The sequence below is a fragment of the Vibrio sp. SCSIO 43153 genome (genome assembly GCF_023716625.1).
In the GTDB taxonomy this organism is placed as follows: domain Bacteria; phylum Pseudomonadota; class Gammaproteobacteria; order Enterobacterales; family Vibrionaceae; genus Vibrio; species Vibrio rotiferianus.
Map to the genome: position 1 here is coordinate 1,937,692 of NZ_CP071856.1, position 25,693 is coordinate 1,963,384.

Annotated in this window: 25 protein-coding genes and 2 pseudogenes; 21 read left to right on the forward strand and 6 right to left on the reverse strand. The window is 43.9% G+C overall.

All coding sequences use genetic code 11. The features are described 5' to 3' along the window. Positions 1 to 103 precede the first annotated feature (103 nt). The 6 genes and pseudogenes from J4N37_RS24865 to J4N37_RS24890 all read left to right on the forward strand — a co-directional run bounded on the left by J4N37_RS24865 (position 104) and on the right by J4N37_RS24890 (position 5,069). Complete coding sequence (locus J4N37_RS24865) at positions 104 to 1,102, forward strand: helix-turn-helix transcriptional regulator (RefSeq protein ID WP_252042713.1); 999 nt, start codon at positions 104 to 106, stop codon at positions 1,100 to 1,102. Between the two features lie 266 nt (positions 1,103 to 1,368). Beyond that, positions 1,369 to 1,713: a hypothetical protein gene (locus J4N37_RS24870; RefSeq protein ID WP_252042714.1), complete on the forward strand. Its 345-nt coding sequence runs from the start codon at positions 1,369 to 1,371 to the stop codon at positions 1,711 to 1,713. Beyond that, on the forward strand, positions 1,710 to 2,699 hold the full coding sequence (locus tag J4N37_RS24875; RefSeq protein WP_252042715.1) for a metal-dependent hydrolase family protein: 990 nt from the start codon (positions 1,710 to 1,712) through the stop codon (positions 2,697 to 2,699). Before J4N37_RS24870 ends, J4N37_RS24875 begins: the two co-directional genes overlap by 4 nt. 80 nt (positions 2,700 to 2,779) lie before the next feature. Next, positions 2,780 to 3,412, forward strand: coding sequence for a DUF3299 domain-containing protein (locus J4N37_RS24880; protein WP_010451735.1), 633 nt, complete (start codon positions 2,780 to 2,782; stop codon positions 3,410 to 3,412). Positions 3,413 to 3,523: 111 nt separating this feature from the next. Beyond that, positions 3,524 to 4,751, forward strand: a pseudogene (locus J4N37_RS24885) (carbohydrate porin). Between the two features lie 99 nt (positions 4,752 to 4,850). Beyond that, entirely contained in the window at positions 4,851 to 5,069 is a 219-nt protein-coding gene (locus tag J4N37_RS24890) for a DUF6500 family protein (RefSeq protein ID WP_005446898.1), read from the forward strand. 44 nt (positions 5,070 to 5,113) lie between these two features. On the opposite strand, the gene J4N37_RS24895 is transcribed toward J4N37_RS24890, so the two are convergent. Then, positions 5,114 to 6,817, reverse strand: a complete 1,704-nt coding sequence (locus J4N37_RS24895) for an FAD-dependent oxidoreductase (RefSeq protein ID WP_252042717.1) — start codon at positions 6,815 to 6,817, stop codon at positions 5,114 to 5,116. A 151-nt stretch (positions 6,818 to 6,968) separates the two neighbouring features. On the opposite strand from J4N37_RS24895, the gene J4N37_RS24900 reads away from it, so the two are divergent. From J4N37_RS24900 to J4N37_RS24910, 3 genes are read left to right on the forward strand one after another with little or no spacing between them, the layout of a single operon-like run. Further along, a complete protein-coding gene (locus J4N37_RS24900) occupies positions 6,969 to 7,262 on the forward strand; it encodes an ArsR/SmtB family transcription factor (protein ID WP_010451739.1) in 294 nt (97 codons plus the stop codon). A 25-nt stretch (positions 7,263 to 7,287) separates the two neighbouring features. Next, positions 7,288 to 7,689 carry a YeeE/YedE family protein gene (locus tag J4N37_RS24905; RefSeq protein ID WP_010451740.1) on the forward strand — a complete coding sequence of 134 codons (402 nt, stop codon included), beginning with the start codon at positions 7,288 to 7,290 and terminating at the stop codon, positions 7,687 to 7,689. 14 nt (positions 7,690 to 7,703) lie between these two features. Continuing rightward, positions 7,704 to 8,144 (forward strand): YeeE/YedE family protein, encoded by a 441-nt coding sequence (locus J4N37_RS24910; protein WP_010451741.1) that lies wholly within the window; start codon positions 7,704 to 7,706, stop codon positions 8,142 to 8,144. 16 nt (positions 8,145 to 8,160) lie between these two features. On the opposite strand, the gene J4N37_RS24915 is transcribed toward J4N37_RS24910, so the two are convergent. After that, the gene (locus tag J4N37_RS24915; protein WP_010451742.1) at positions 8,161 to 9,024 is read right to left on the reverse strand and encodes an endonuclease/exonuclease/phosphatase family protein; all 864 of its coding nucleotides are present in this window, start codon (positions 9,022 to 9,024) and stop codon (positions 8,161 to 8,163) included. A gap of 307 nt (positions 9,025 to 9,331) precedes the next feature. On the opposite strand from J4N37_RS24915, the gene nrdD reads away from it, so the two are divergent. Both nrdD and nrdG read left to right on the forward strand, forming a co-directional pair. Beyond that, positions 9,332 to 11,452, forward strand: a complete 2,121-nt coding sequence (gene nrdD, locus J4N37_RS24920; protein WP_010451743.1) for an anaerobic ribonucleoside-triphosphate reductase — start codon at positions 9,332 to 9,334, stop codon at positions 11,450 to 11,452. An 86-nt stretch (positions 11,453 to 11,538) separates the two neighbouring features. Beyond that, positions 11,539 to 12,009, forward strand: coding sequence for an anaerobic ribonucleoside-triphosphate reductase-activating protein (nrdG, locus tag J4N37_RS24925; protein WP_010451744.1), 471 nt, complete (start codon positions 11,539 to 11,541; stop codon positions 12,007 to 12,009). 148 nt (positions 12,010 to 12,157) lie between these two features. Here nrdG and J4N37_RS24930 read toward each other — a convergent pair whose 3' ends face one another. Beyond that, on the reverse strand, positions 12,158 to 13,543 hold the full coding sequence (locus tag J4N37_RS24930; protein WP_252042718.1) for an MATE family efflux transporter: 1,386 nt from the start codon (positions 13,541 to 13,543) through the stop codon (positions 12,158 to 12,160). Positions 13,544 to 13,698: 155 nt separating this feature from the next. Here J4N37_RS24930 and J4N37_RS24935 point away from each other — a divergent pair, with 155 nt between their 5' ends. The 3 genes from J4N37_RS24935 to J4N37_RS24945 all read left to right on the forward strand — a co-directional run bounded on the left by J4N37_RS24935 (position 13,699) and on the right by J4N37_RS24945 (position 16,586). Further along, positions 13,699 to 14,556: an AraC family transcriptional regulator gene (locus tag J4N37_RS24935; RefSeq protein ID WP_252043311.1), complete on the forward strand. Its 858-nt coding sequence runs from the start codon at positions 13,699 to 13,701 to the stop codon at positions 14,554 to 14,556. Positions 14,557 to 14,711: 155 nt separating this feature from the next. Then, positions 14,712 to 15,899, forward strand: coding sequence for an amino acid aminotransferase (locus J4N37_RS24940; RefSeq protein WP_252042724.1), 1,188 nt, complete (start codon positions 14,712 to 14,714; stop codon positions 15,897 to 15,899). A 12-nt stretch (positions 15,900 to 15,911) separates the two neighbouring features. Beyond that, positions 15,912 to 16,586, forward strand: a complete 675-nt coding sequence (locus J4N37_RS24945) for a putative ATP-dependent zinc protease (protein ID WP_038883119.1) — start codon at positions 15,912 to 15,914, stop codon at positions 16,584 to 16,586. Between the two features lie 31 nt (positions 16,587 to 16,617). Here J4N37_RS24945 and J4N37_RS24950 read toward each other — a convergent pair whose 3' ends face one another. Then, the gene (locus J4N37_RS24950; RefSeq protein ID WP_038883116.1) at positions 16,618 to 17,166 is read right to left on the reverse strand and encodes a hypothetical protein; all 549 of its coding nucleotides are present in this window, start codon (positions 17,164 to 17,166) and stop codon (positions 16,618 to 16,620) included. A gap of 137 nt (positions 17,167 to 17,303) precedes the next feature. Beyond that, entirely contained in the window at positions 17,304 to 17,675 is a 372-nt protein-coding gene (locus tag J4N37_RS24955; RefSeq protein ID WP_252042725.1) for a YgiW/YdeI family stress tolerance OB fold protein, read from the reverse strand. A gap of 164 nt (positions 17,676 to 17,839) precedes the next feature. Between J4N37_RS24955 and J4N37_RS24960 the strand changes: the two genes are divergently transcribed. The 4 genes from J4N37_RS24960 (at position 17,840) to modC (ending at position 21,939) form a co-directional block, all read left to right on the forward strand. Beyond that, positions 17,840 to 19,291: a cobyric acid synthase gene (locus J4N37_RS24960; protein WP_252042726.1), complete on the forward strand. Its 1,452-nt coding sequence runs from the start codon at positions 17,840 to 17,842 to the stop codon at positions 19,289 to 19,291. 90 nt (positions 19,292 to 19,381) lie between these two features. Next, a complete protein-coding gene (gene modA / locus J4N37_RS24965; RefSeq protein ID WP_252042727.1) occupies positions 19,382 to 20,134 on the forward strand; it encodes a molybdate ABC transporter substrate-binding protein in 753 nt (250 codons plus the stop codon). A 12-nt stretch (positions 20,135 to 20,146) separates the two neighbouring features. Beyond that, entirely contained in the window at positions 20,147 to 20,836 is a 690-nt protein-coding gene (modB, locus tag J4N37_RS24970; RefSeq protein WP_252042729.1) for a molybdate ABC transporter permease subunit, read from the forward strand. Then, positions 20,833 to 21,939 carry a molybdenum ABC transporter ATP-binding protein ModC gene (gene modC / locus J4N37_RS24975; protein WP_252042730.1) on the forward strand — a complete coding sequence of 369 codons (1,107 nt, stop codon included), beginning with the start codon at positions 20,833 to 20,835 and terminating at the stop codon, positions 21,937 to 21,939. The genes modB and modC overlap by 4 nt, the downstream gene beginning before the upstream one ends. A 66-nt stretch (positions 21,940 to 22,005) precedes the next feature. Here modC and J4N37_RS24980 read toward each other — a convergent pair whose 3' ends face one another. Beyond that, positions 22,006 to 22,443, reverse strand: coding sequence for a DUF3069 domain-containing protein (locus tag J4N37_RS24980; RefSeq protein WP_010451758.1), 438 nt, complete (start codon positions 22,441 to 22,443; stop codon positions 22,006 to 22,008). 179 nt (positions 22,444 to 22,622) lie between these two features. Between J4N37_RS24980 and J4N37_RS24985 the strand changes: the two genes are divergently transcribed. From J4N37_RS24985 to J4N37_RS24995, 3 genes and pseudogenes are all read left to right on the forward strand, one after another. Then, the gene (locus J4N37_RS24985) at positions 22,623 to 23,582 is read left to right on the forward strand and encodes a GGDEF domain-containing response regulator (protein ID WP_045388746.1); all 960 of its coding nucleotides are present in this window, start codon (positions 22,623 to 22,625) and stop codon (positions 23,580 to 23,582) included. 12 nt (positions 23,583 to 23,594) lie between these two features. Beyond that, positions 23,595 to 24,566, forward strand: a complete 972-nt coding sequence (locus J4N37_RS24990; RefSeq protein ID WP_082038737.1) for a Solitary outer membrane autotransporter beta-barrel domain — start codon at positions 23,595 to 23,597, stop codon at positions 24,564 to 24,566. A 126-nt stretch (positions 24,567 to 24,692) separates the two neighbouring features. Further along, positions 24,693 to 25,667 (forward strand): annotated as a pseudogene (locus J4N37_RS24995) (Solitary outer membrane autotransporter beta-barrel domain). Positions 25,668 to 25,693 lie beyond the last annotated feature (26 nt).

The window sequence follows — 25,693 nt, forward strand, 5'->3', positions numbered from 1 at the left end:
GTCACTTCTCAATATCAAATTGCACTTGGATTGTGACTAATGACAGCCCGGAAGTTTGTGCTTAAACTAAAATAATCCTTGGTATTTTAAGATGATAGCTTGCATGCCCAATACAGATATTCCTTTGGTTCACTCGGAAGAAGTAAAGCTTTTTGCCACTATGCTCAATGAGCTTGATGGAGATATTCACTCATTACTTGAATCCGCCCGAATGCCACAGGATATCTTGTCTAACCAATCCCTTGACGCGTTTGTTCCCGAGAGCGCGCTAAAAGCAGTCTTCCAAACGTTAGGTGAACGCGCATCACCAGAGAAGTTTGCCTTGCTTACTTGGACGCTTTGTCACGACATTTACGTACCTAGATTTGCAAACCAAATTACTCAAATTCACTCGCTAAAAGCAGCCCTAGAAGATGTATCCCAACTGCTTAAACAAATCTCCGATAACGTGAGTATTTCTGTTCAATCACGCGGTGGGAAGTGGTGGCTAGTGAGAGAAAAACAGAACGCAGAGAGAGAATGGTTCCGCTACGCAGAAATGTTCTCCGCGATGTTCATGAATGAGTTGCTCAAAAAGCTTGTTGGCCCCCAATGGCGATTGGCAGAAGTCGGCATTCAAGATCTAGAAGCCGAACCTTTCAATCTGTTGCCGGGTATGAAGAGCGCGCAGTTCTTCACTGGTAGACCGGTTACTGCAATCTCAATCCCTAATGAATGGATTAACCAGCCGATTGCTTTCACGCCATCCCAAACTGCGCCAAGTACAAGTTTTCGGGGTGAGGATGATAAGTTCAGTGACGCATTAGCAAGGGCGCTGACGCCTTATCTCTCGATGGGTAAGATCTCTATCCAGTTAGCTAGCGAACTGATTGACATGAATGCTCGCACCATACAAAGGAGGCTAGCAAATGAGGATACGACGTATAGAGAAGTGATAGAAGGCTTGGTGCTTAAACAAACGTTAGACCTACTAGCTGACCGAGACCTAAGTATCACGCATATTGCGCTCAAAACAGGTTACTCCGATTCTGCTCATTTCACCCGTGCGTTTAAGCGAATGATGAATCTCACGCCTAAAGCGTACCGTCAATCCTTGTCATAATGAGACCTCTGAATAATCGGAGGTTTTCGTCTCAACTCACATTTCTATAACAATATCCGCATGTTGTCGTGTAAAGGCAATTAAACCACCTTGAAAGTCGTCATTATGACTTCTATGTTTTTAACGTAAGTCGTCTGTTTCATATGTATTTTTATCTGATCAGTTGTTTTTGGTGATCACTGAAATAGACGCCCTCATAACGCCGCTGTTTAAACAGGGAGGTTATAGGAAATGGACCCCAACTATCCAAAAACATAGGTGTAATAATGACAATTTCTAAGAAGAACCTTTCTTTAGTTGCGCTATCTTGTGCGTTCGCCCTCAATGCCAATGCAGCCTCAACGCTGTTTACCAACGTCGATGTTTTCAATGGCACGGATGAAAAGCTACTGCAAAACCAGAACGTATTGGTTGTCGATAACTTAATCAAAGAGATTTCGGCTAAACCGATAAAAACCGACAAGCAAACCACGACGATTAACGGCGAAGGCTTAACCATGATCCCTGGCTTGATCGACATGCATTCCCACATGTGTATTCAGGAAGGCATGTTGGTAGGTCGAGATGGTTACGATCAAATGGCAATGGGGCTCGTGCCCACGTTTCCATGATGCAGTACCTCGACCAAGGTTTTACCACAGCTCGTGACGCAGGCTGTAACATTCTTGGTATGGCAAAAGCCATCAACAATGGTTTGCTAGAAGGCCCACGACTATTCCCAGCGGGTGGTTTCTTGAGTCAAACCGGCGGTCACGCAGATACCGGTAGCTTTAACGATGTTCCGGGGCGTGTAGATGATCTTGAACGTCACGGCTTTGGCTATATCGTTGATGGTGAAACAGAGGCTCGTCGTGCTGCGCGCCAGAACCTACGTTCGGGGGCAACTCAAATCAAGATCATGGCTGGCGGCGGTGTCGCAAGTGAGTTTGACCCAATCCATATGACGCAATTCTCCAAAGAAGAAATGGAAGCGATTGTGGGTGTAGCGGAAGATTACGGCACTTATGTCATGGCGCACGCTTATCATGACCGTTCGGTTAACCGTGCCATTGATGCTGGCGTCAAAGTCATCGAGCATAACTTCCTTATCTCTGAGGAAACCATTAAGCGAATGAAAGAGAAGGGCGTAGCACTTTCTGCACAAGCGGTGATGTCTCTCGAAGCGTTTGCCGAACCTGAAAAGATCACCTTCTTCAGTCCAGATCAAAAAGCCAAAGCGACCAAGGTAAACGAAGGCGCGAAACAAATGTTTGAATGGGCACGTAAATACGACCTGTTGATTGTGACGGGCGGCGATATGTTTGGTCCGGCTTACAATACACGCCAAGCAGACAATATGGTATGGATGGAAAAAGTCGGGTTTACGCCGTATCAGATCATGAAAATGGGCACATCGAACGCAGCGGAAGTCTTGAGCTGGTCGGGCGGTATGAACCCTTATAAATACGGAAAACTAGGCGTGGTAGAGCCGGGGGCTTATGCTGATGTTGTGCTGGTGGACGGAAATCCTCTGCAAGACATCACAATTCTTAACGATTACCAAGATAAATTCAAAGTAATTATGAAAGACGGCAAGATCCACAAGAACACCTTGTAGTAAACTCTTTCGACTATTTGGGGGCACAGGTTGTCCCCAAATTTTTCTCAAAAAGACAAAGAACCTATTCAAGGGAACGTATGAAGAAGTACCTATTGGCTGGCTTAGTTTTGCTAGCTTCATCGAATGTATCTGCCGATCAATTGAGCTGGGAGCAACTGCTGCCGGTGAATGTTCCTCAAATTGAAGACCCATTTGTAAAACTCACCGATCAACAGCTTTTCGAACTTGGTTCTCTTGCTAGGTATCGCGATTCTCAAAATCTCAATGACCAGCAAAAGCAAACCATGAAAGAGTTGGAAGATAGCTTAAAAGCTGACGATTTAGACATTGAATGGCTGTTCAAAAAGCGCAAAGAAATTACTCAACATCGTCGCATGCTAGCGTCGACGCCAAACGTAACACTAACAGAAGAAACGTATGAAATTCCTGGTTTTGTAACGCCTGTAGAATTTAACAATGACGTTGTCACAAAATTCTTTCTTGTTCCAACCATGGGCGCTTGTATCCATACGCCACCACCACCAGCAAACCAGATTGTATTAGTCGATTACCCGAAAGGCCTAAAGCTCACATCTCTTTACGAACCTATTTGGGTTAAAGGGGATCTGCACATTAAAAAGACCAAAGCGGATGTATCTTATTCGGATGGAGCTGCAAACGTAGAGACTATTTACCAAATGGATGATGTCTCTATTCGACCTTATCAGTAAGAATCGAATACAGAAAACTCAGAAAGCAGTGAGCTGTCGCTTAATGGCAATTTTCAAAAATCTGAATCATTAAACTCTTGTTGTATACATCAACTTAATGAGAAGCCAGATATGAAAGTAACTGTTCCAAAGCTTAGTTCTATTGCTCTTTCACTTGTAGTGGCGTCATCGGTTAACGCGGCAAACTTCGGTAGCCCAAATTCGGTAGACAATACTATTACAGAGAACACTCGTGAAAAACGCACATGGCGAGAGTCGCTAGCCGAAGATCATAGCTTAACGTTTGGTTTGGATTACCAAGCGCTTGGCTTAACTGCCTCTGACCCACAACGTGCCGGTGAAGATGCCGCAAGTGCTGGCGTAGCGCGTTTTTATGGTAGTTGGAATTTGGTTGGTCTTGAATCTGGTAATACTGGTGGATTGGTTTGGAAAGTGGAACACCGCCATGCTTACAGTAAATTATCGCCAAAAGAGTTTAGCTTTATTGGAAACGGGTTAGGTTACGCGGGCATGATTGGTTCTGCATATAGCGATCAAGGCGCGCGTTTGACCAACCTTTACTGGCAGCAGCAACTGAATGGTGGAAAAACCGCGTTCATGGTCGGCTTTTTAGATACAAGTGACTATGTTGATACATATGCATTAGCCAGTCCTTGGACAGGTTTTACTAACCTTGCTTTCAGTACAGGCGGAGGGGCAATTGGTCTGCCTGATGATGGTATTCTCGGCTTAGCCGTTGGACACATGCTGACAGATAAACTTCTATATGGTTGCTGGTGTGGCTGATGGTAAAGGGCGTTCAGACAAGCCTTTTGATGGTTTCGATACCTTATTCAACGATCATAAATTGTTTACGACGTTTGAACTGGGTTGGACGGCTTCTCAAGATCAAATCTATACCGATAACGTCCACCTAACGGCGTGGCATTTGGATGGTGATACGCAGCATAACTTGACGAATAAAGACAGCGGTCAGGGGATTAACTTCTCAGCAAGTTACTTTGCTACAGAGCAATTGATGCCATTTGTTCGCGGTGGTTTCTCGGAAGGTGATGTAGCGCTTTATGATCGCTCGCTAACGGTGGGGATTGGTTACTTTGGTTTAGGTAAACCAACCAACAACCTAGGCTTCGCGGTTAACTGGAGCCATGTAAACGATAACCTAGAACACGCTTATGGTGTGGATGACTCTGAACAATTTACCGCCGAGCTTTACTACAACATGCAGTTGAACGACTACATTCAAATCACACCGGATATTCAGTACATCAAAGACCCAGCATTTTCGAACAAAAGTAGCACTTGGGTATTAGGTCTTCGCGCGAGAATATTCATCTAGATGATTACGTTTATTTGCCTTACCAAGAATAGCTGTATATAAATACAGTTATTCTTGTTTTGGGTTAATTTTGCTATCGCAAAGAGAAAGGGAAAGGCAATGAACATCGCGTTAAGAGACAAAATCATTCAGGTGTGTAAGAAGAAAATAGAGCAGAAAGGCGACAATGTTGGCGTGTCCTTTTATGCCTTTTTCGCTAATAAGAATGACAATCCTGAGTTATTGATGGAAGCGGCGACTTGGTGGATTCAAACTCATCAACTCGACCACTTTGAAAAAGCGACTAAGATTATTCAATTAGTCGAATCCGAGATGTAAAAAGGGGCACATTACGTGCCCCTTTGTCCAAGCAAAATTAGAGATTAAGCTTTTGCGAACTTGTAAGTACGGTAACCGCCAAGCAGGTTACATGCTTTAAACCCTGAGTTTACAAGTTGACGATAAGCGACGTTACCGCGTAAACCGACCTGACAATAAATCACGATCTCTTTGTCTTTCGGCAGTTCATTCATACGTTGACGAAGTTGGTCAACAGGAATGTTAATAGCGCCTTCAATGAAGCCTACAGATTCCAACTCTCCCGGATTACGAACATCAAGCAGCACTTGGTCTTCTGACAGATTGTCGATTTCATCAAAGTGAATCGCAGTTGCATCGCCTTTAATGATGTTGCTGGCAACAAAAGCTGCTTGGTTAATCACGTCTTTTGCAGAGCCATACGGTGGCGCATAAGTTAACTCTAGATGCTGAAGCTGTTCTACGGTCATTCCAGCACGTTGAGCTACAGCCATTACGTCAATTCGCTTATCGACACCATCTTTACCTACGGCTTGCGCCCCTAAGATCTTGCCGGATGCAGGATCAAACAACATTTTGAATGATACAGTTTCTGAACCAGGGTAGTAGCTAGCGTGGCTTGCGGCATGAACATACACTTTTTCATAAGCGATGTTTTCACGTTTAAGCTGTTTCTCATTTTTACCGGTAGAAGCCACTGCTAAATCAAAGATCTTACAGATCGCAGTACCTTGTGTTCCTTGGTAAGTTTCTTGGCGGCCAAGCATGTTGTCTGCCGCCATACGGCCTTGACGGTTTGCTGGGCCAGCCAAGGGAACAAGCGTTTGTTCACCAGTGACAAAGTCTTTCTCTTCGACTGCATCACCAACCGCATAGATTGAGGGATCGCTGGTTTGCATGTATTCGTTGGTGTAGATACCGCCGAGGGCGCCAATTTGTAGCCCCGCTTCTTGTGCGAGTTTTGTCTCAGGACGCACACCAATCGCCATGATCAGGATATCGGTATCCAGTTGCTCACCATTGTTGAGTGATAGTGTTAGCTTGCCTTGAAGGTGTTGATGCTCATCATCTTCACCTGCTTCTGTGTTAGCGACAGATTGGTTCGCAACGTATTCGACCGAAGAAAGGGCAACGCCTAAGCGCAGGTCGACGCCTTTCTCACGAATCTCGGCATGAGCGAAGCCAGCCATTTCACGGTCTACTGGCGTCATTACTTGATCCGCCATCTCAACTAATGTGGTTTTCACGCCTAGCTGGTGGAATGCTTCCATCATTTCTAAGCCAATAAACCCTCCACCAACAACCGTTGCATGTTCAACTTTGTTAGTCTCAATTGTTTTGATGATGCCATCCATGTCAGGGATGTTACGCAGAGAATGCGTCAGTGGGTTATCAATGCCCGGGATAGGCGGGACAACTGGACCTGCACCAGGGCTTAATAGAAGAAAATCGTAGCTTTCTTGGTATTCAGAACCATCAAGTAAGTTCTTTATGGTTACGCTTTTGTCTTGACGATTAATTGAAACCACTTCGTTCATCACACGAACGTCTACGTTGAAGCGGGTTAAAAAACTCTCCGGAGTTTGAAGTAGTAATTTGCTGCGTTCTTGGATGTCACCACCAATGTGGTATGGCAAACCACAGTTTGCGAAAGAAACAAATGGACCGCGTTCAAACATAATGATTTCTGCGTCTTCACTAAGACGACGGGCACGAGCTGCTGCAGACGCACCGCCAGCAACGCCACCAATAATCACGATTTTGCTCATGGATTTCTCCTACTGAATGATCGAAAACGCCTACACCTTACTTAAATAAATTAGCAGTGTCTAATGTTATTTATTCTACATTAGTATTGACTTAATAATGTTAATTAGTAATATCTAATAAAAGTTAACGTATTGATGAAGGGGCATAAGAATGGGCGACAGTATGCTACAAAGCGCAACTGAAGCGAGTGATCTACTTAAAATTATGGCTCATCCAGAGCGTTTAATCGTAATGTGCAAGCTGATAGAGGGCGAAAAAGGGGTTGGAGAGTTGTTTGAAGGTTCTACTTTAACCCAATCTGCTTTTTCACAACATTTAACCGTTTTGAGAAAACACGACATTATCAAAGCCCGCAAGGTTTCTCAGCACGTCTTCTATTCTATTTCAGATGAAAGAGTTGGGCCGCTTATTGAAGCGTTTAACCAAGTTTTCTGTAAGCAATAATTCAAAGTTTATTTTGGTGGTAGCTATGTTTGAAGTTCCTTGGATGTCGTTATTAGGCGGCATAATGGTTGGCGCATCGGCAGTCATATTGATGTTATTTACTGGTAAGACTGCTGGAATTAGTGGGATCTTAAATGGTGCAGTTGAGAATGCAGATCGCGTTTGGCGAATTGTCTTCTTAATTGCGATGGCATTGGGCGGTGTGTTTGCTGTTTATGCCCTTGGCAGGCATGTACCAACTGAGTACAGCGGCTCTCTTGCTTTAGTTGTCGCTGCTGGCTTATTTGTCGGTGTCGGTACCCGTATCGGTAATGGCTGTACGAGTGGTCATGGCATTTGTGGAATGGGGCGTTTCTCTATCCGTTCTGTAGTCGCTACGTGTACTTTTATGGCAACAGCCATGTTAACTGTCTTGCTAGTATCGTGAGGGATAGTGTCGTTATGAAAACTGATGTTTTGAAAAATGTTAAGCAAATTTCCATCGTTGCGTTTTCTGGTGCGCTCTTCGGAATTGGAATGGTAATTTCCGGTATGGCTGATCCGGCAAAGGTGATTGGTTTTCTTGATATCACAGGTGCATGGGATCCAAGCTTAGCCTTTGTTATGGGCGGGGCTCTTGCTATTTTCGTTCCGGCTTATCTTCTATTAATAAAGCCAAGAAATGAATCTGTGTTTGGTGACGAGATCATATGTCCGACTTCAAAAGCGATAGACAAAAAGCTAGTTGTTGGTGCGGCACTGTTTGGTATCGGGTGGGGCTTGCTGGGAGTGTGTCCGGGTCCTGCGGTTGCCAGCCTTTTCACTGGCAACACGCAAGTCCTGCTATTTATTGCAGCGATGCTGGTCGGTTCGTTCACCGCCAAAAGAATGGTTCAACGCTAAAAAGAGTTCTTCAATGCTAAAAAGTGAGCGTCGTAGAAACCGGGCAATGGTCACTCAGTTTATAGTCAAGCACATCTTGTGTTTTGAAAACGTTTTGCACACCAGAAGATGCATTTAAATCACCGCTCACAATAATGTGGTCTATCACTGAGCGGAATTGGTGGGTTTTATTCGGATTACGATTAGAGCGCACCTTACATTCCGCTTTGGTGTTTTTGGTCACTAGCCTTGCATCGGTATTATCCGATAGCACTTCCCATAACCAATCACCTCGATAACCTAGGTTGTGGTTAAAGTCGCCCAGCACGACATATTGTTGTTGATTGTCCTCGCGCGCTTTTATCCACTTGGCTAGCGCCTGTCCTTGTTGTTTCACAATCTTACAATCGCGGTTATTGCGATACGCGCCACTGCAACCCGCTTTTAGATGTACAGAGAGTAGGTGAGTCTCTTCATCTTGATTTGGATTCAAAACAAGGTAGCTAGCGAAGCGCAGCTTGCTATTGCCTCGTGTGATAGAAAAATCGGGCTTATCTAACACACTCACACCGCTACGTACTGCGAAGCCCGTGTACTGATTGGTGTCGTTGAACTGAAGATGTTGGTTAGACTTGTTAGCGCGATCAGACAGATAGATAGTGAAATTATTACCAACGGCTTTTTGTATAGCAGCGGCGCTTTCTACTTCTTGGAAAGCAAGAATGCCCACCTGGGTTTTATCCACATAGTGGTTCAGTTTTTCAAAATCTTGTGATGTTCTAGAAACTTTACTGCCATCTATAGATAACCATTCAATATTCCAGCTGGTTAATTTGATTGAATTTTGAGCAAATGAAAAAGAACTAAAAAGTAATATCGTCGTAACAAAAAGTGATCGCATTTTGGTCTGTTGCACTCCTATTTTTTAGCGCATTCCTTTCCATCCTTTATCCTATAAGACCTCTAAAAAAAGCAAGTGGATTTCGCTCCAATTTTGCAATTTTCACAGTTTTCTTCGCAACTGAGATCAACTCCGATAAGATCGATTTGATCTTATCCGCTAGCCAATTTTTATTGATCAAAATCAATGTTTTCAGTTGGTGCTTCTCGTTAAATACGCCACAATATATTGTGTCAGTCGAATAAAAATTAGCCCTATATAGTGTGTTTGTGGATAAGTCTGTGAACATTCTGGGTAAGGAGAAAAAGTGAAACCAATCGTAATCAAGCGTGACGGCTCAAGAGCTCCGTTTAGCAGGGATCGTATTCAATCAGCAGTGGAATCTGCAGCGGAGAAAAAAGACAAAGATATCGCAATTCATGCATTAAATGTTGCGCTTGCTGTTGAGCTTAAGTTACAGGGTCACGATGAGGTTCACATTCATGAGATTCAAGATCTAGTCGAAAATGAACTCATGCAAGGTCCTTACAAGTCACTTGCACGTTCGTACATTGAATATCGTCACGATCGCGACATCGCGCGTGAGAAGCAAAGCGCACTGACTCGCGAAATTGAAGGTTTGATTGAAGAAAGCAACCTAGACCTAATCAATGAAAACGCGAACAAAGACGGTAAAGTAATTCCGACTCAACGCGACTTATTGGCAGGTATTGTAGCGAAACACTACGCGAAGACACACATCCTTCCACGAGATGTGGTTCAAGCGCACGAAGTGGGCGATATCCACTACCACGATTTGGATTACGCACCGTTCTTCCCAATGTTTAACTGCATGCTTATCGACCTTAAAGGCATGCTAACGCACGGCTTTAAAATGGGTAACGCTGAGATTGATACTCCAAAATCAATTTCAACAGCAACAGCAGTAACGGCACAGATCATTGCTCAAGTAGCGAGCCACATTTACGGCGGTACAACCATCAACCGTATTGATGAAGTTCTAGAACCGTACGTAATGACAAGTTACGAGAAACACCTAGAGATCGCTAAAGAATGGGATATTGCGCAGCCTGAAGAGTTTGCAAAAGCGCGTACAGAAAAAGAGTGTTACGACGCGTTTCAATCTCTAGAATACGAAGTAAACACGTTGCATACCGCAAACGGTCAAACACCATTTGTTACGTTCGGTTTCGGTCTTGGTACAAGCTGGGCATCTCGCCTTATCCAGAAATCTATTCTGAAGAACCGCATTGCTGGTCTAGGTAAAAACCGTAAAACAGCGGTATTCCCGAAACTGGTATTTGGTATTAAAGATGGTTTGAACCACAAATCAGAAGATCCAAACTACGACATCAAACAACTTGCGCTTGAGTGTGCGACAAAACGCATGTACCCAGACATTCTTAACTACGACAAAGTAGTAGAAGTGACAGGTTCATTTAAAACGCCAATGGGTTGTCGTAGCTTCCTAGGTACCTATGAAGAGAACGGTGAGCTAATCCACGAAGGTCGTAATAACCTTGGCGTAGTGAGCTTGAACCTTCCTCGTATCGCTATCCGTGCAAACGGAAGTGAAGAGAAGTTCTACGAGTTACTCAACGATCGTCTTCGCCTTGCTCGTAAAGCACTAGAGACACGTATCCAGCGTCTAGAAAACGTGAAAGCACGTGTAGCGCCAATCCTATACATGGAAGGTGCGTGTGGTGTTCGCCTAAAAGCTGATGACTCTATCGCAGAGATCTTCAAGAATGGTCGAGCATCTATCTCTCTTGGCTACATCGGTGTACATGAGACAATCAACGCGCTATTCGGTACAGAAGCGCACGTATACGACGATGCGGTTCTGAGTGAAAAAGCAGTAGCTATCATCAAGCACCTAAAAGATACGGTTAATGGCTGGGCTGATGAAACTGGCTATGGTTTCAGCTTATACGCAACACCAAGTGAAAACCTATGCAGCCGTTTCTGCCGCATCGACGCAAAAGAGTTCGGTGTAATTAAAGGTGTAACAGACAAAGGCTACTACACCAACAGCTTCCACTTAGATGTAGAGAAGAAGGTGAATCCATACGACAAGATCGACTTTGAGATGCCTTACCCAGAAATCTCAAGCGGCGGCTTTATCTGTTACGGTGAGTTTCCGAACATGCAGCGTAACGTTGAAGCTTTAGAAAACGTATGGGATTACAGTTATACACGTGTTCCTTACTACGGTACCAACACACCAATCGATGAGTGTTACGAGTGTGGCTACAACGGTGAGTTTGACTGTACAAGTAAAGGCTTCACTTGCCCAAGCTGTGGCAACCATGACTCCACGAAAGTGTCAGTAACACGCCGTGTTTGTGGCTACCTAGGCAGCCCAGATGCACGTCCGTTTAACTTCGGTAAACAAGAAGAAGTTAAGCGTCGAGTTAAGCACCTGTAAGGTTTACTTAAACTCAGACCCAAATAATGAAAATCAACCTGTCGTGGGTTGATTTTCTTTTCTAGCCAGCAGAACAAGGCACGATTATGAATTACCACCAATATTATCCAATCGACGTTGTTAACGGACCAGGTACACGCTGCACGCTGTTTGTGTCGGGCTGTGTACACCAGTGTCGCGGCTGTTATAACCAGTCGACACAACGTTTGGACTCGGGTGTGTTTTTCACGCAAGAAGCTGAAGATAAAATCATCGCAGACTTAAACGACACGCGCATCAAACGCCGTGGTTTATCTCTGTCTGGTGGTGATCCTCTGCATCCAGCAAACGTGCCGCACATTCTTAAGCTCGTGAAACGGGTAAGAGAAGAGTGCCCAGGCAAAGATATTTGGGTTTGGACGGGTTACACGCTTGAAGAACTCGATGACGCGCAGCGTGAAGTGACGCAGTACATCGACACCTTAATCGATGGGAAATACGAGCAAGATAAACGAGACCTCAATCTAGAATGGCGAGGCAGTTCGAATCAAATTATCCATCGATTCACTGACCTCTAAGCGTTCCAACTCAAGAAAAGCCAAATATAAAAAGGGCACATTCGTACATTTCGAATGTGCCCTTTTGGTGTGAGTTCTTTAAAGCTATTCATTATAAACAGAGACTTATGCTAGCTCTTGCTTGTATAAACATAGCATAATCTTATAGTTACGCTGTCACTCCGGAGTCATCTTCAACCATATTATTAATCCAACGCTTAGACTGGATGCGATGGGTGGTCAGAATGCCTTTCACTAGTTCCTCAAAAAGTAGGGACATCAACACCCAATGCAGTGGTAAACCCAATACCATCCCAGTGTAGTAAGTGAGCGGAATACCAATCGCCCATTGACCAAACGTGTCGATGAAGATGCTATAGCGGATATCTGCGCCACTTTTCAACACGCCGCCGATGCCGACCATGTTGAATACTCGCAGAATCATACCTAGTGCTAACACCAAGCATACATTTAGTGCCATTTGCTTATCGGTAAGTGGACTCATCTCAAGTAAGTTCAAAATCAATGGTGAACACGCCCAAACGACTAAGAATAATATTGTTGCAAGCACAGCGCTGGTAAACACATACCACCAAGCGGTTTTCTCCACTCGGTCATATTCTTGAGCACCAATGTCATTGCCCAGCAGCACGGATGCAGCGACAGCAAATCCCATAAAGGTTGAAATCAATACACCTTCAATCGGGGATAGGAAAGAGATAATCGCGAGCTCCGTGACACCTAATTGACCGTAAATAATGCTGTAGACAATCAAGCCGCCGGTCCACAACGCATCGTGGATCAACATTGGCATCGACACTTTGAAATATTTGTTTCGGTACTTCTTTACTGTCCCTTCAAGCCAATCTGAACGAGTAGGGAGAAGATGTGAATATCGACGACAAAAGAAGTAACCCAGCACTGCAGTTTGGAAAAAGCGCGAGATAAAAGTACCGACAGCAGCTCCAAATACGCCCCATTGTGGGAACCCAAGTAAACCAAAGATTAAAACCGCATTGAGGAAGACATTCACAACGATGGCAGCAATGCTTACATAAGTTGGCATCTTTGCTTCGCCTACTGATCTCAAGACTGACTCAATAGGTACCACGACAGCTGTGCCTAATAAACTCAATCCAGTCACCACCAGATATTCACGAGCATAGCTAACATACTCAGGGTCATCTGCCATGAATGAGACAATCTCTTTGTCATAAACCACATACAGCCAAATGAATGGTAAGGTAACAAGCATCGAAATAAACCAAGATTGGGCAAGTGTTCGACGTATACCAGCCATGTTGCCAGAGCCAAAATATTGAGACGCTAATACCGTCACTGCGCCACACAATCCGAATACGACGGCCAAGTTAAAGAAAAAGATTCGGTTGCCAACACCAACAGCTGCAGTGGCTGATTCACCAAGTTGACTCACCATAAAAATGTCTACAGCACCCAGCAGAGAAAACAACATGGATTGCAGTGACACAGGAACACCAATTGCAACCAGTTTTTTCCAAAATGCTTTGTCTATGTATTCGCGTGTTAAGAGCATCGCATTTCTCCTTTAAGAACAATGCGAGTAGTTTATCCCCATGATTTGACGTTGTATTTTTCAAATACATCCAAAAGTTTTGTCAAACTATCCAGTGTCTGTCGATTGTTTGATAGAGCACGCTTTCCCTTAGTGCACTTGTGAGCCATCGGATCATGGAAGAAAAGCAAGAACGTTACACAATTTCAGAGAAGACCTACCAAGAGTTCGTTGACCATACGCGAGTCCTTGCCCTCGAAGAAAGGGGGATCGTCCAATGTGGTATCGCCACTTGTCGAGAGTTCTTTTCTGTTTACCGCAAAAACCAGAAGAAACACATGTTGCTGTATACGGTTCGTGGAAAAGGCTGGTTACAGAGCGGCGCCTGCCGCTATGATTTGGAGCCAGGATCGTTAGTGATCGTGCCCGCGGGTATTGAAAATGGCTTTGGAATGGAAGATGAAACGTGGCAAATCGCGTGGGTATTCCTTTCTCAAAATAAAGGATGGCCGATGGTGAATGAAGAGATCGAATATCAACTTACATCTGCACCAGAAGTGATGTATTCCTGCATTCAAACGCTATTACGTAGTATTAATCTGCCTATCGATTATGGCGGTGAGGTAGGGGCGCATAGCGTTGCTCAGCTCGAACTCATGCTGAACATGCCACATTCAGATTCTATATCACGTAATCAATTAAAACTGCGTCGTGTGTTTGACTTGGTTCAAAGGCAGCTTCACAAAGACTGGACGGTTGAACAACTTGCTGCGTTGTACCCATGTTCTGAACCGCACCTACACCGTTTGACTCAGCAGCAGTTTGGACGAAGCCCAATGGCGCACCTAACCCGCATGCGAATGGAATATGCGGCGCGTTTATTGCGGTCAACTGAATGGTCAATTCAGCATATAGGCGAGATAGTAGGGTACCCAACAGGGGCGAACTTCAGTACGCGATTTAAAGCCTGGTCGAGCATGACGCCACGTGAATTTAGGAAAAACGGAAAGCTTGATTCGCACTTTGATGAGTGAATTGTACTTTTTGTGAACGATTGAGTTCATAAAATTCCGCAGTCACCAGAATTTTGTACTCTAATTGGCGAAATGAGTGAAAAATAGTTTCGCCATTTTTAACGAAAGTGTTACCGTGAGGTTCGATACTTGAATTTCAAAGGGTTATGACTTTCATGTTTTCTAATCTACCAACTCCCGTATTAGATCCTATTTTATCTCTTTCCGTCGCATACCGCGGCGATGAACGTCCAAACAAGGTTGACCTTGGTATTGGCGTGTACAAAAACAGTGCTGGCGAAACACCAATCATGAAAGCCATTCAGATGGCGCAAGAAGTGGTTATCGAAAATCAAAAGACCAAATCTTACGTTGGTCTAGCAGGCTGTGAAGAATTCAACCAAAGCATGATCGATCTTCTTCTGACGGATACGTCAGCAATGGATCGTGTAGCCGCTATTCAAACGCCTGGTGCGAGTGGAGCATTGCGTATGTTGGGTGACCTAATGAAGGTTGCACAACCAGATACGACAGTTTGGATTTCAAACCCAAGCTATGTAAACCACAAGCCAGTAATGGAAGCAGCTGGACTGAAAGTGAAGTTCTACCATTACTTCTCACCAGAAACGAAACAAGTTGATACGGCGAAAATGCTAGAAGACCTATCTAAAGCAGGCCCTTCTGACGTTGTGCTTCTGCACGGCTGTTGTCACAACCCAACGGGTGCGGATATTGATTTCTCTGCGTGGCAAGCGATCACCGAACTTTCGCAAAGAAACGGTTTTACGCCATTTGTCGACATTGCGTACCAAGGCTTTGGTGACGGTCTAGAGGAAGATGCAAAAGGTCTCCGCTTTATGGCTGACAATGTTGAAGAAATGCTGATCACAACTTCATGTTCGAAAAACTTCGGCCTGTACCGAGAACGAACTGGTGCTGCGATTGTGATCGGTAAGAACACCCAGGATGTAGCAAACGCGAAAGGCAAGCTGCTAACATTAGCGCGTTCGACTTACACGATGCCGCCAGACCATGGTGCCGCATTGGTAAAAACGATCCTGCAAGATGCAAATCTGACTTCAGTTTGGAAACAAGAACTAAGCGGAATGCAGCAACGCTTGCTGAATCTTCGTCAAACTTTATGTAACGAGTTGAGAAATAACCATAATACAGATCAATTTGATTTCATTGAGAGCCACAAAGGCATGTTTACTGTGCTAGGCTTTAGTGAAAACCAAATGGCGCAACTGCGTGAAGATTATGGTATTTATGGTGTCGGTGATGGTCGTATTAACATCGCTGGTTTGACCGAAACTCATATTCCTTACGTTGCTGACGCTATTCAAAAAGTATCTCAACGTTAATTGGGAGAGTTGATGAAGAACTGGAAACTGATTCTGCCGCTAATGATGAGCGGCGGTCTTATTGCGTGTACGTCGACGCCAACGACTACTGAGCCTGTTGAGCCAGATACACCAAAGGTAGAGCAACCAGTCGATGTACCGGAAGTGAAACCAGAAATTGAACCTAAGCCTGAGGTTAAACCCGAACAAAAACCTGAAGTTAAACCAGAGGTTAAGCCTAAGCCTGAAAAGCCACCGAAGGTAACAAAAACGCCGGATGGGAAATTGGTTTTAGGTGCGGAAGAATGGGTTTATGTACCAGCTATTGACCAGACATTTAAAGCTCGTATCGATACTGGAGCAACAACATCGTCAATTAGTGCAACAGATATTGTACCGTTTGAGCGGGACGGTAAAGACTGGGTGCAGTTCAAAATTGATGTGAATGGCAAGGCCAGCAAAGAGTTCAAGCTACCGGTGGAGCGATGGGCGAAGATCAAGCAGTCATCAAGTGATGAAGTTGATAAGCGAGCGGTTGTTGTGGCGTACATACAGGTTGGTGATATGAATGAACAAACCGAGTTTACGCTAGCTGAACGAGGCCATATGAAGTTTCCAATTCTACTTGGGCGTAGTTTTTTTAGAGACGTGGCAATCATAGATGTGTCTCAGAAATATGTTCAGAAAAAACCAAACAAGAAAAAGTAAATAAAAAAGCCTTCCATATGGAAGGCTTTTTTTAAAATGAAAATCTTGCAGCCATGGCTACCTGAGAACCGTAAACACCAGTATTTCTTACTTCTAAGCCAAGAGATAGCTGTTGGGTCGAATGAAAACGGCCCCCTAAAGAGTAGGTTGTTGCGTTACCGTCATTTGCAATCAACTGTCCAAATTGAGCATGTACCTCAATATCTTGCATCAACCACATTCTGGTACCTAAATTTACTTCTGCACGCCAGTTATTATCGTAGTAAGAGCTATACTGCTCGACGACTTCTTCATTAATATTATGAACGAGCATTTGGCCAAATATATCTGCAAATTGACCTGCTGGGCCATTAAAACCTATACCTCCAGCTACATCCCAATCAGAATTAAACTCGGTATCTCCACGGATGATAAAGTGAGTGTTTTCAGTAAAATAAGTTGTAAACTCACCACCAAAGGTGCCCGGGCTTGTCCCCATTCTAAACTCCAACATGTTGTAGTTGAAATTATTAGCATGTGATGAAAGTGGTAATAGGGCACACACGCCGATAGCTGTTAGTTTGAGAGCCTTTGCTAGCATGATGTCTCCGGGCTTTATAAAGTGAAAAAACAATAATATAGAAAAAGGCCTGCAATTAGCAGGCCAAAGTTGTGTTTTATATCACTTTTCTGAGATTACCTATGCTAGGTTAGACAGTAAGCATAGGTACTTGAGCTTTACAGTACCACAAGGTGCTCTACTTCAATTTCTGGTTTGTTACCACCTTCGAACTCACCAAACAGACGTACTTTCGTGGTTTGGTCGATTGGCGTCGTTAGTCGAATATCGTCATCTAGCTCAACCATGATTTCACCAGAACCGTCGCTGAAGATAAATTGGTCGGCGCGCGTTTGACGAAGTAGGTTACCTTCTACAACCACGTCTTTCTCGGTAAACATGCTTGAATCTTTAATCAAAGCGTCGACTTTCTCTACCGTAACAGGGCCATTAAATTGAATGCTTGATTGGCCGTGGTTGTCGTCTTTCGCCATTGCAACAGTAGGAGCGATAGCAAGTACAGCGATAGTAGCGATAACAGTGTTTTTCATAATTTGGCTTCTCTATATAGGTGTTCGTTTTTGATGGTGCTATTAAAACAAACCTTATTTGAACCATTACTGATTCGAACATTCATATTCGATTCATTTTCTTGAGTCCTATGCTGAGATAACGTTATGATTGTTCACCTTCTTTTTTCTCTTATTAAGCGTTCATGAAATCACCAATCCCATCATTAATGGTTCAAGGCACAACTTCAGATGCCGGAAAAAGTGTCCTTGTGGCAGGGTTATGCCGTGTGTTGGCAAGGCGAGGGGTAAAAGTTGCCCCATTCAAGCCACAGAATATGGCTCTGAATAGTGCAGTTACCAAAGATGGGGGGGAAATTGGGCGTGCTCAAGCCGTTCAGGCGCAAGCTTGCAACGTTGAGCCTACGGTTCACATGAATCCTGTGCTAATTAAGCCTAACAGCGACACAGGTGCTCAGATCATCTTACAAGGCAAAGCATTGTCGAATATGGACGCAGTCGGGTTTCATGATTATAAGAAAGTCGCAATGGGAACGGTGCTGGATTCATTTACACAACTGACGGACGAATACGAATCGATTATGATTGAAGGTGCTGGCAGCCCAGCAGAAATCAATTTAAGAGAAAATGACATCGCTAACATGGGCTTTGCTGAAGAAGCCGACGTTCCAGTCATTATTATTGCGGATATCGACCGTGGTGGTGTATTTGCCCATCTGTACGGAACGCTAGCATTACTATCCGAATCCGAACAAGCTCGCGTTAAAGGCTTCGTAATAAACCGTTTCCGTGGCGATATCAGCTTGCTTGAATCTGGCCTTGATTGGTTAGAAGAAAAGACAGGCAAACCAGTGTTGGGGGTATTGCCGTTCTTGCATGGTTTAAACCTAGAGGCAGAAGACGCCATTACGGCTCAGCAAGAGCTATCTTCACACGTTAAACTCAATGTTGTGGTGCCCGTATTAACACGCATTAGTAATCATACCGATTTTGATGTTTTGCGTCTTAATCCAGACATTAACCTTCGCTACGTTGGTAAAGGCGAAAAGATCGACAAAGCCGACTTGGTTATCTTGCCGGGCACTAAGTCAGTTCGCGACGATTTGGATTATCTGCGTAGCCAAGGCTGGGATAAAGACATTCAACGCCATATCCGACTTGGCGGAAAAGTCATTGGTATCTGTGGTGGCTACCAAATGCTTGGTAAGATTATTAACGATCCCAATGGTGTGGAAGGCACCCCTGGCCAAAGTGAAGGGTTAGGGTTGTTAGACGTCAATACGATTCTAACCAACAGCAAACAATTAACGCATACACAAGCGCAGATTTGCCTAAACGGTAAAACTGTAGATGTAAAAGGCTACGAAATTCATGTTGGTCGAAGTGAAGTGCAGGGCGCTCAACCTCTGACATTGAGTTCTGGCGAAGCAGAGGGCGCGATAAGTGAGTGTGGCCAAGTAATGGGAACATACCTTCACGGGTTCTTTGATGAGGCCGACGTTTTAAGCCTTGTGGCTGAATGGGTAAACGGGACTCAAATCGCACAACAAGACTTTGAAGAGTTAAAGGAACAAGGCATTAATCGCATTGCAGATGCGATAGAACAACATATGAATCTTGACTTTCTGTTCAAATAAAACCAGTTTTTAACTGTTTGAAGCATAAATAAAAGTGGGCACATTGTTCCACAATTTCTTTTTCTGCCAGTCTAGCACCGGAGTGTTTTTATGAAAGCATGGAAGATTCATGCTTGCCTAGCGGCAATATTGAGCGTTTCATCAGCAGCAAACGCAGCGACCGATATTAAAGTTTACGCGGCTTCGTCTATGACTAACGCGATTGACGATATCGCACAAAAATTTGAACAGCAATATGATGTGAAAGTCACTCCCGTTTACGGAGGCTCCTCATCCATTGCTCGCCAAATCCTAAATGGCGCACCAGCTGATGTGTTCATTTCTGCGAACACTAAATGGATGAACTACTTAGTAAAATCAAATGTAATTGAGAGTGACGGCGTCACTAATTTGGTGCGCAACAGCCTCGTTCTTATTGCACCACTAGCTTCAAGTGTTACTCCTTTTAACTTCTCAGATGGCAATGCATGGAGCCAAGCATTAGACGGCAATCGCCTTGCGCTTGGTAACCCTGTTTCGGTGCCTGCTGGTATGTATGCTCGAGAATCTCTTTCGCACTTTGGTGTTTGGAAGCAGATTGAGCGACAAGTGGCGCCAGCGAAAAATGTTCGTCTTGCATTAGCATTAGTTGAGCGTGGTGAGGCACCGCTTGGTGTTGTGTACAAAACCGATGCGCTTTTAACAAAAAAAGTAAAAGTGGTCGGCGAGTTTGCTAATGACTCACACGCGGATATTGTTTACCCAGCGGCGATTGTTAAAGACTCGACACAATCTAAGCAGTTTTTTGAATATTTGAAATCCGACGATGCTAAACAAGTTTTTATGCAATACGGCTTTCAATAAAAAGGGCACAGAGTGACAGAACTTGAATACCAAGCCTTAATACTAAGCCTAAAAGTTGGTGCCTATGCCGTCGTTTGGTTAATACCATTGGGCATTGCTCTGGCTTGGTTACTTTCTCGAAAACAGTTTATCGGTAAATCCATTCTCGACAGTCTGATCCATTTACCATTGGTATTGCCGCCAGTTGTGATTGGTTATCTATTGCTGATCTCATTAGGCCGACAGGGGTTTCTTGGCAGTTGGCTTTATGAACACTTTGGTTTGGTGTTCAGCTTCAACTGGAAGGGGGCTGTTGTCGCGTGTATTGTTGTCGCGTTGCCTTTGATGGTGCGTTCAGTTCGCCTCAGCTTAGATAACGTTGATCCTAAGCTCGAACATGCCGCATCGACACTAGGCGCATCACCTTTAAAGGTCTTCCTTACTATCACTTTGCCTTTAACGATCCCAGGTATTATCACAGGTACGATGCTTTCTTTCGCTCGCAGCTTAGGCGAATTTGGAGCTACAATCAGTTTTGTTTCTAACATTCCCGGTGAGACCCAAACCATTCCTTTGGCGATGTACAACTTTATCGAAACGCCGGGAGCAGAGATGGAAGCCGCGCGCTTATGCATCATTTCTATTGCTTTGGCTCTCTCGACATTAATGATATCAGAATGGTTAAATCGCAAAGCTGCTGCGAGACTGGGAGCTAAACGATGAGTATAGAAATTCAATTTAAACAATCACTTGGTGAAACTAATTTTGATATCGCCTTATCGTTACCGGGTAATGGAATAAGCGCATTGTTTGGCCGTTCTGGTGCCGGAAAGACCACACTAATCAACGTTATCAGCGGGTTGGTGACGCCAAAGCAAGGTAAAGTGTCGATTGGTGAACACGTTCTTTTCGATAGTGATGCCGGAATTAATTTACCGACACACAAGCGCAAGATTGGCTATGTATTCCAAGACTCTCGCTTGTTTCCGCATTACTCCGTGAAAGGCAACTTACTCTACGGCGTAGTCGAAAAAGATGATGATTACTTCGATAAAGTGACAGAGTTACTCGCTATTACACCGCTATTGAAACGCTTTCCAATCTCTTTATCCGGTGGTGAGAAACAGCGTGTAGCAATCGCGAGAGCGCTCCTTTCGAAACCTAATCTGCTATTGATGGATGAACCTTTGGCTTCGTTGGATATGCCCCGTAAGCGAGAAGTGATGCCATTTTTGGAAGAGTTATCTGAACAGGTCAATATTCCAATCGTCTATGTCACGCATAGTTTGCAAGAGATTCTTCGTTTGGCGCAGCATCTGTCAATTCTCGATAGGGGGCGAATCATGATGTCAGGTAAGTTAGAGGATGTGTGGGCATCTCATGCCATGCGTCCTTGGCAGTCATTCTCAGACCACAGTAGCTTATTCGAAGGAAAGATCGCGACGCACCACGATAAATACGCGCTGACGTGCGTAAAGCTCGCACCGAGCGCTTGTTTGTGGGTTCAAAAAGTCGATGGAGAGCCAGATACACCAATTCGGCTTCAAGTGCGTGCAAACGACGTATCTATCGCGATAGAGAAACCTGTATCTACATCGATACGTAACGTGTTAACAGCGACCGTCGCATCTATAGAAGAGATTAATACAGGTGAAGACAAGCAAAGTATCACAGTATCACTCAAGTTAGATGAAGAATGCCACCTATGGGCTACCATCACTCCATGGGCATTGGATGATCTGAGCCTGAAAGTTGGTGATGCGGTTTATGCGCAAGTAAAAGGTGTGAGTGTCACGCAACGAGATATAGCATTAGCACATCATTAAATTTCGCGAATTATGCACATAAAAAAGGCCGCATCTGCGGCCTTTACTTTAAACTCAGTATTGAAATTACTTTTCGAATACTTCTTTGAATTCACGTTTAAGAAGAGGGTCACGACGCGCTTTCTTAAGCTGCTTAACCATGTCTTTTACACAGTTGTGTAGGACATTGTCTAACAGTTGAGAACGGTATTCTTCTTTGTCTTCGTCTGTCATGTTTTCTGGCAGATTTAGAGTCGGGAACTCTTCCATTACATTTAGACCTGCAAATGCTTGACCTACAGTCACTAGAGCGTGGAATTGTTCAAAGTTGTCCAGAATGTTTTGTGCACTTGCTGGCATTTCATCCCAAGATGCACGTACAGCTTCTTCAGACACTTCATGGATAGAGGTAACCATCTCGAACATTTGCTCAGGTACTTCGTCAAATTCAATAACTTTGCGTAGTTCAGGAGAAATGGTTTCTAGATCGATTTTTTTGCTTTCGTTGTTAGTTGCTTCTGACATGGTGTGTCTCTCGTTACAAAAGGCGGGAATATTAATACCAAATTCATCAAATAGCTACCATAACGACCTCTTGATTACGTGATAAAGTCGCAAAAATCTCGCAGATTAGTGAGGGTAGTAATGCACATACCACTTTCATATGGTATACGTTTAATAAACAACTAGAAATGGACCATGGTATGCAGCCACTAGGAACATCGATGCGCATTCTACTCGTTGATGATGTACAACTTGATAGAATGCAGTTGGCGATTAGGTTAAAGCAGCTCGGACACGTTGTTAAAGCCGTAGGAAGCGGTCTAGAAGCTTTGAATGAATATGAAAGCTTTGACCCAGAGCTAATCCTTCTTGATATTGCCATGCCAGACATGAATGGTTTTGAAGTCTCGCTTCATATCAGAGAAGCCTTTCCAGATTGGATCCCAATCATATTTTTGAGTAGTCACGAAGAACCTGAAATGATTGCAAAAGCAATTGATGCCGGGGGGGATGATTACCTGATTAAGCCCGTAGACAAGATTGTCCTTAATTCAAAGCTTATCGCAATGCAGCGCATTGCTCATATGAGAAGAGAGCTAAAGCAGACCACGGCGCAGCTAGAGACAGTTAACGAGCTCTTACAGCAGCAAGCAAACGAAGATGGGCTTACTAAGCTTTATAACAGACGCTATATAGACCAGCAATTAACAGATATGGTGGCTTGGCATGGGAGGCGTGGTGAATCTATGGCGCTTATCCTGTTAGATGTAGACTTTTTCAAGCCTTTTAACGATAACTATGGCCATATTGAAGGTGACCGCTGCCTTCAAGCGTTAGCAAATCAACTAAAAGCGACATTCAGCCGATCGGGAGAATATGTAGGTAGATATGGTGGCGAAGAGTTTGTCATTTTACTTGGTGGGACGGACGCCAACGGAGCAGAAAAAGAAGCCGAGCGTATTCATAAAGCAATACAGTACTTAGAGTATAAGCATGAGTATTCGAGTGTTGAACCGTTCGTGACCGTGTCACAAGGGGTGTTTGTTTTCCAGGCCACGGGTAAGGAAAATATTGTCGATCTCTACGCAACAGCGGACCGAGCACTATATACTTCAAAATCTCGCGGTAGAAATACATACACAGTGGTAAACGCAAGTTAAGTTAGACAAATAATGAAGTATTTTGTGGTGACGTTGTCACTAATTTCGACCATTTCTCACGCTAGTCCAGTACAAGACACATTACAAAAGGAATTTGAGCGTAATTTTGCAATAGGCATTGTGTTGTCTGATAGCGATGTATTTAACCTTGGCTTTCATGACTTTGATCCAAATAAATATCTCAACATCGACAACGAAGATATTGGGACTCAAGACTCCGTTGATTTAAGAAAGCAGGTTGCGCTTTCTACACTCCCTTATCATCTATCCCTCACTGAAGACGATGAATCTCTTACTCAGTACAGCTTGAAAGGGCGTCTCTATGTTTTGGGCATCGACCAAGACGTTCATTTGAACGAAAGTAAAACTCCAGACAGAAACAAAGAGTGGATTCTTGGTGCATACAGCGAGGTAGAGCGCAAAAACAAGCTATCTGACCATATAACGTTCACTGCAGCTGCTGGTGCACATCTCATGTATTATCGTAACCAGTATGAATATCGTAGTGATGCTCTTGATGAGCTTAAGCCTTACCTAGAAGGCATCTATCTTAATACCGATGCATGGGCTTTGATTGGAGAGATAAACGCAGAGCTGAAATACAAAGACACCGTAAACTGGGGCAAGTGGTATGTTTGGTCTTCACCACATTATTTTTATGGTACAGGCTGGGGCGACGGCAATAACGGTGATATCGGCAATCCAGAAGGATGGTATTGGGTAAATGGCGTAAAACTCTTCTATGACTTTACCAAAGTTGGCCGCACCGTTCAGTCGATCTATACGAGTTTTAATCGCGTTGATGTGGGAGGAGACACAAGCAAACCAATGAATACCTCACACTATTATGAAGCAAGTGTTGGGTGGTTAATGACGCCGCCATTTAAGTCTGACTGGATAGATAACATTGGCCTTGGAATCACCGTGAACTATGGCAGTGCGCTAAGGGGAGGCAGTTTAGTATTGTTCTTCAATCAAGAGTAATAAATACGCAAAGAAAACCATTGCATTAATCACTTATTCGAGCCAAAATCGCGCCCCATTTCGGCTCATAGGAACATAAGCACATAACCTTCGTCATCGGATGACTCTTGTCAATATTAAAGACTCATGCGTAAGTTGGCTTATTTAGCGATGATTTTCGCTTCAACTTCATCTCACTCCAGCTCCATTCAAAAGCAACTTGAGAAAGAATTCGATTATAACTATGCGGCAAGTATCGTACTTTCGGATAGTGAAGTGTTTACTTTCGGTTTTTCAAATTTTGATCCTAATGAATATCTAAACCTAGATGAAGACCTGTCGGGTAGCAGTGAATCCGTAGAGCTCCGTAAGCAGCTTTCAGTGATGTCGCTACCGTTTAGTGTTCCAGTTGGCCATAATCGATATTCACCATATCAAACCAAAGTCAATGGACGTGGATACCTGCTTAGCGGTAACCAGGAGGTATATGCATTGGATGCAACTAAGCCTGATGATCTAGATGAGTTTGTCTTGGGTGGATATTTAGAAGTCGAGCAAGAAGCATATTTAAATTGCAGCTTCATTTTGAGCGGTGCAGCAGGCACACACCTAATGTACTACCAAAATGATTACCGCTATCAAAGCAATGCGCTTGAAGATTACTAAAGCGAAATAGATGGTGTATACGTTAATACCAGTTCATTGGCGATGGTTGCGGAGCTCAATGCAACGCTAAGATATAGCCCTTACGGGCAGTTTGAGCAATGGTATTTATGGTCTTCTCCGCACTATTTCAATGGATTTGGAGCAAACCTTGGTGGCGTTGACACTTTGATTAACCCAGAGGGTTGGTATTGGGTGAATGGGGTAAAGGTTTTTTATCGCTTAGCGATTTGGCAAAACATGGTTCAATCTTTCTACACTAGTTTTAATCGTGTTGATATCGGAGGGGATACGAAAAGACCTCTCAATACAGATCATTACTATGAGGCTAGTATGGGATGGCTAATGACACCACCAATTAAAATTCCATTTGTTATCAACATGGGAGTAGGCATGAGTCTAAACTATGGTAGTGCTTTTAAGGGTGGCAGCTTGGTTATGTTTTTCAATCAGGTGTAATTAGGTTTAGTATCATCACTCATTTT

Coding starts and splice junctions, on each gene's coding strand:
- J4N37_RS24865 (WP_252042713.1), top strand. CDS start 104: ATGCCCAATACAGATATTCCTTTGGTTCACTCGGAAGAAGTAAAGCTT.
- J4N37_RS24870 (WP_252042714.1), top strand. CDS start 1,369: ATGACAATTTCTAAGAAGAACCTTTCTTTAGTTGCGCTATCTTGTGCG.
- J4N37_RS24875 (WP_252042715.1), top strand. CDS start 1,710: ATGATGCAGTACCTCGACCAAGGTTTTACCACAGCTCGTGACGCAGGC.
- J4N37_RS24880 (WP_010451735.1), top strand. CDS start 2,780: ATGAAGAAGTACCTATTGGCTGGCTTAGTTTTGCTAGCTTCATCGAAT.
- J4N37_RS24890 (WP_005446898.1), top strand. CDS start 4,851: ATGAACATCGCGTTAAGAGACAAAATCATTCAGGTGTGTAAGAAGAAA.
- J4N37_RS24895 (WP_252042717.1), bottom strand. CDS start 6,817: ATGAGCAAAATCGTGATTATTGGTGGCGTTGCTGGCGGTGCGTCTGCA.
- J4N37_RS24900 (WP_010451739.1), top strand. CDS start 6,969: ATGGGCGACAGTATGCTACAAAGCGCAACTGAAGCGAGTGATCTACTT.
- J4N37_RS24905 (WP_010451740.1), top strand. CDS start 7,288: ATGTTTGAAGTTCCTTGGATGTCGTTATTAGGCGGCATAATGGTTGGC.
- J4N37_RS24910 (WP_010451741.1), top strand. CDS start 7,704: ATGAAAACTGATGTTTTGAAAAATGTTAAGCAAATTTCCATCGTTGCG.
- J4N37_RS24915 (WP_010451742.1), bottom strand. CDS start 9,024: ATGCGATCACTTTTTGTTACGACGATATTACTTTTTAGTTCTTTTTCA.
- nrdG (WP_010451744.1), top strand. CDS start 11,539: ATGAATTACCACCAATATTATCCAATCGACGTTGTTAACGGACCAGGT.
- J4N37_RS24930 (WP_252042718.1), bottom strand. CDS start 13,543: ATGCTCTTAACACGCGAATACATAGACAAAGCATTTTGGAAAAAACTG.
- J4N37_RS24935 (WP_252043311.1), top strand. CDS start 13,699: ATGGAAGAAAAGCAAGAACGTTACACAATTTCAGAGAAGACCTACCAA.
- J4N37_RS24940 (WP_252042724.1), top strand. CDS start 14,712: ATGTTTTCTAATCTACCAACTCCCGTATTAGATCCTATTTTATCTCTT.
- J4N37_RS24945 (WP_038883119.1), top strand. CDS start 15,912: ATGAAGAACTGGAAACTGATTCTGCCGCTAATGATGAGCGGCGGTCTT.
- J4N37_RS24950 (WP_038883116.1), bottom strand. CDS start 17,166: ATGCTAGCAAAGGCTCTCAAACTAACAGCTATCGGCGTGTGTGCCCTA.
- J4N37_RS24955 (WP_252042725.1), bottom strand. CDS start 17,675: ATGAAAAACACTGTTATCGCTACTATCGCTGTACTTGCTATCGCTCCT.
- J4N37_RS24960 (WP_252042726.1), top strand. CDS start 17,840: ATGAAATCACCAATCCCATCATTAATGGTTCAAGGCACAACTTCAGAT.
- modA (WP_252042727.1), top strand. CDS start 19,382: ATGAAAGCATGGAAGATTCATGCTTGCCTAGCGGCAATATTGAGCGTT.
- modC (WP_252042730.1), top strand. CDS start 20,833: ATGAGTATAGAAATTCAATTTAAACAATCACTTGGTGAAACTAATTTT.
- J4N37_RS24980 (WP_010451758.1), bottom strand. CDS start 22,443: ATGTCAGAAGCAACTAACAACGAAAGCAAAAAAATCGATCTAGAAACC.
- J4N37_RS24985 (WP_045388746.1), top strand. CDS start 22,623: ATGCAGCCACTAGGAACATCGATGCGCATTCTACTCGTTGATGATGTA.
- J4N37_RS24990 (WP_082038737.1), top strand. CDS start 23,595: ATGAAGTATTTTGTGGTGACGTTGTCACTAATTTCGACCATTTCTCAC.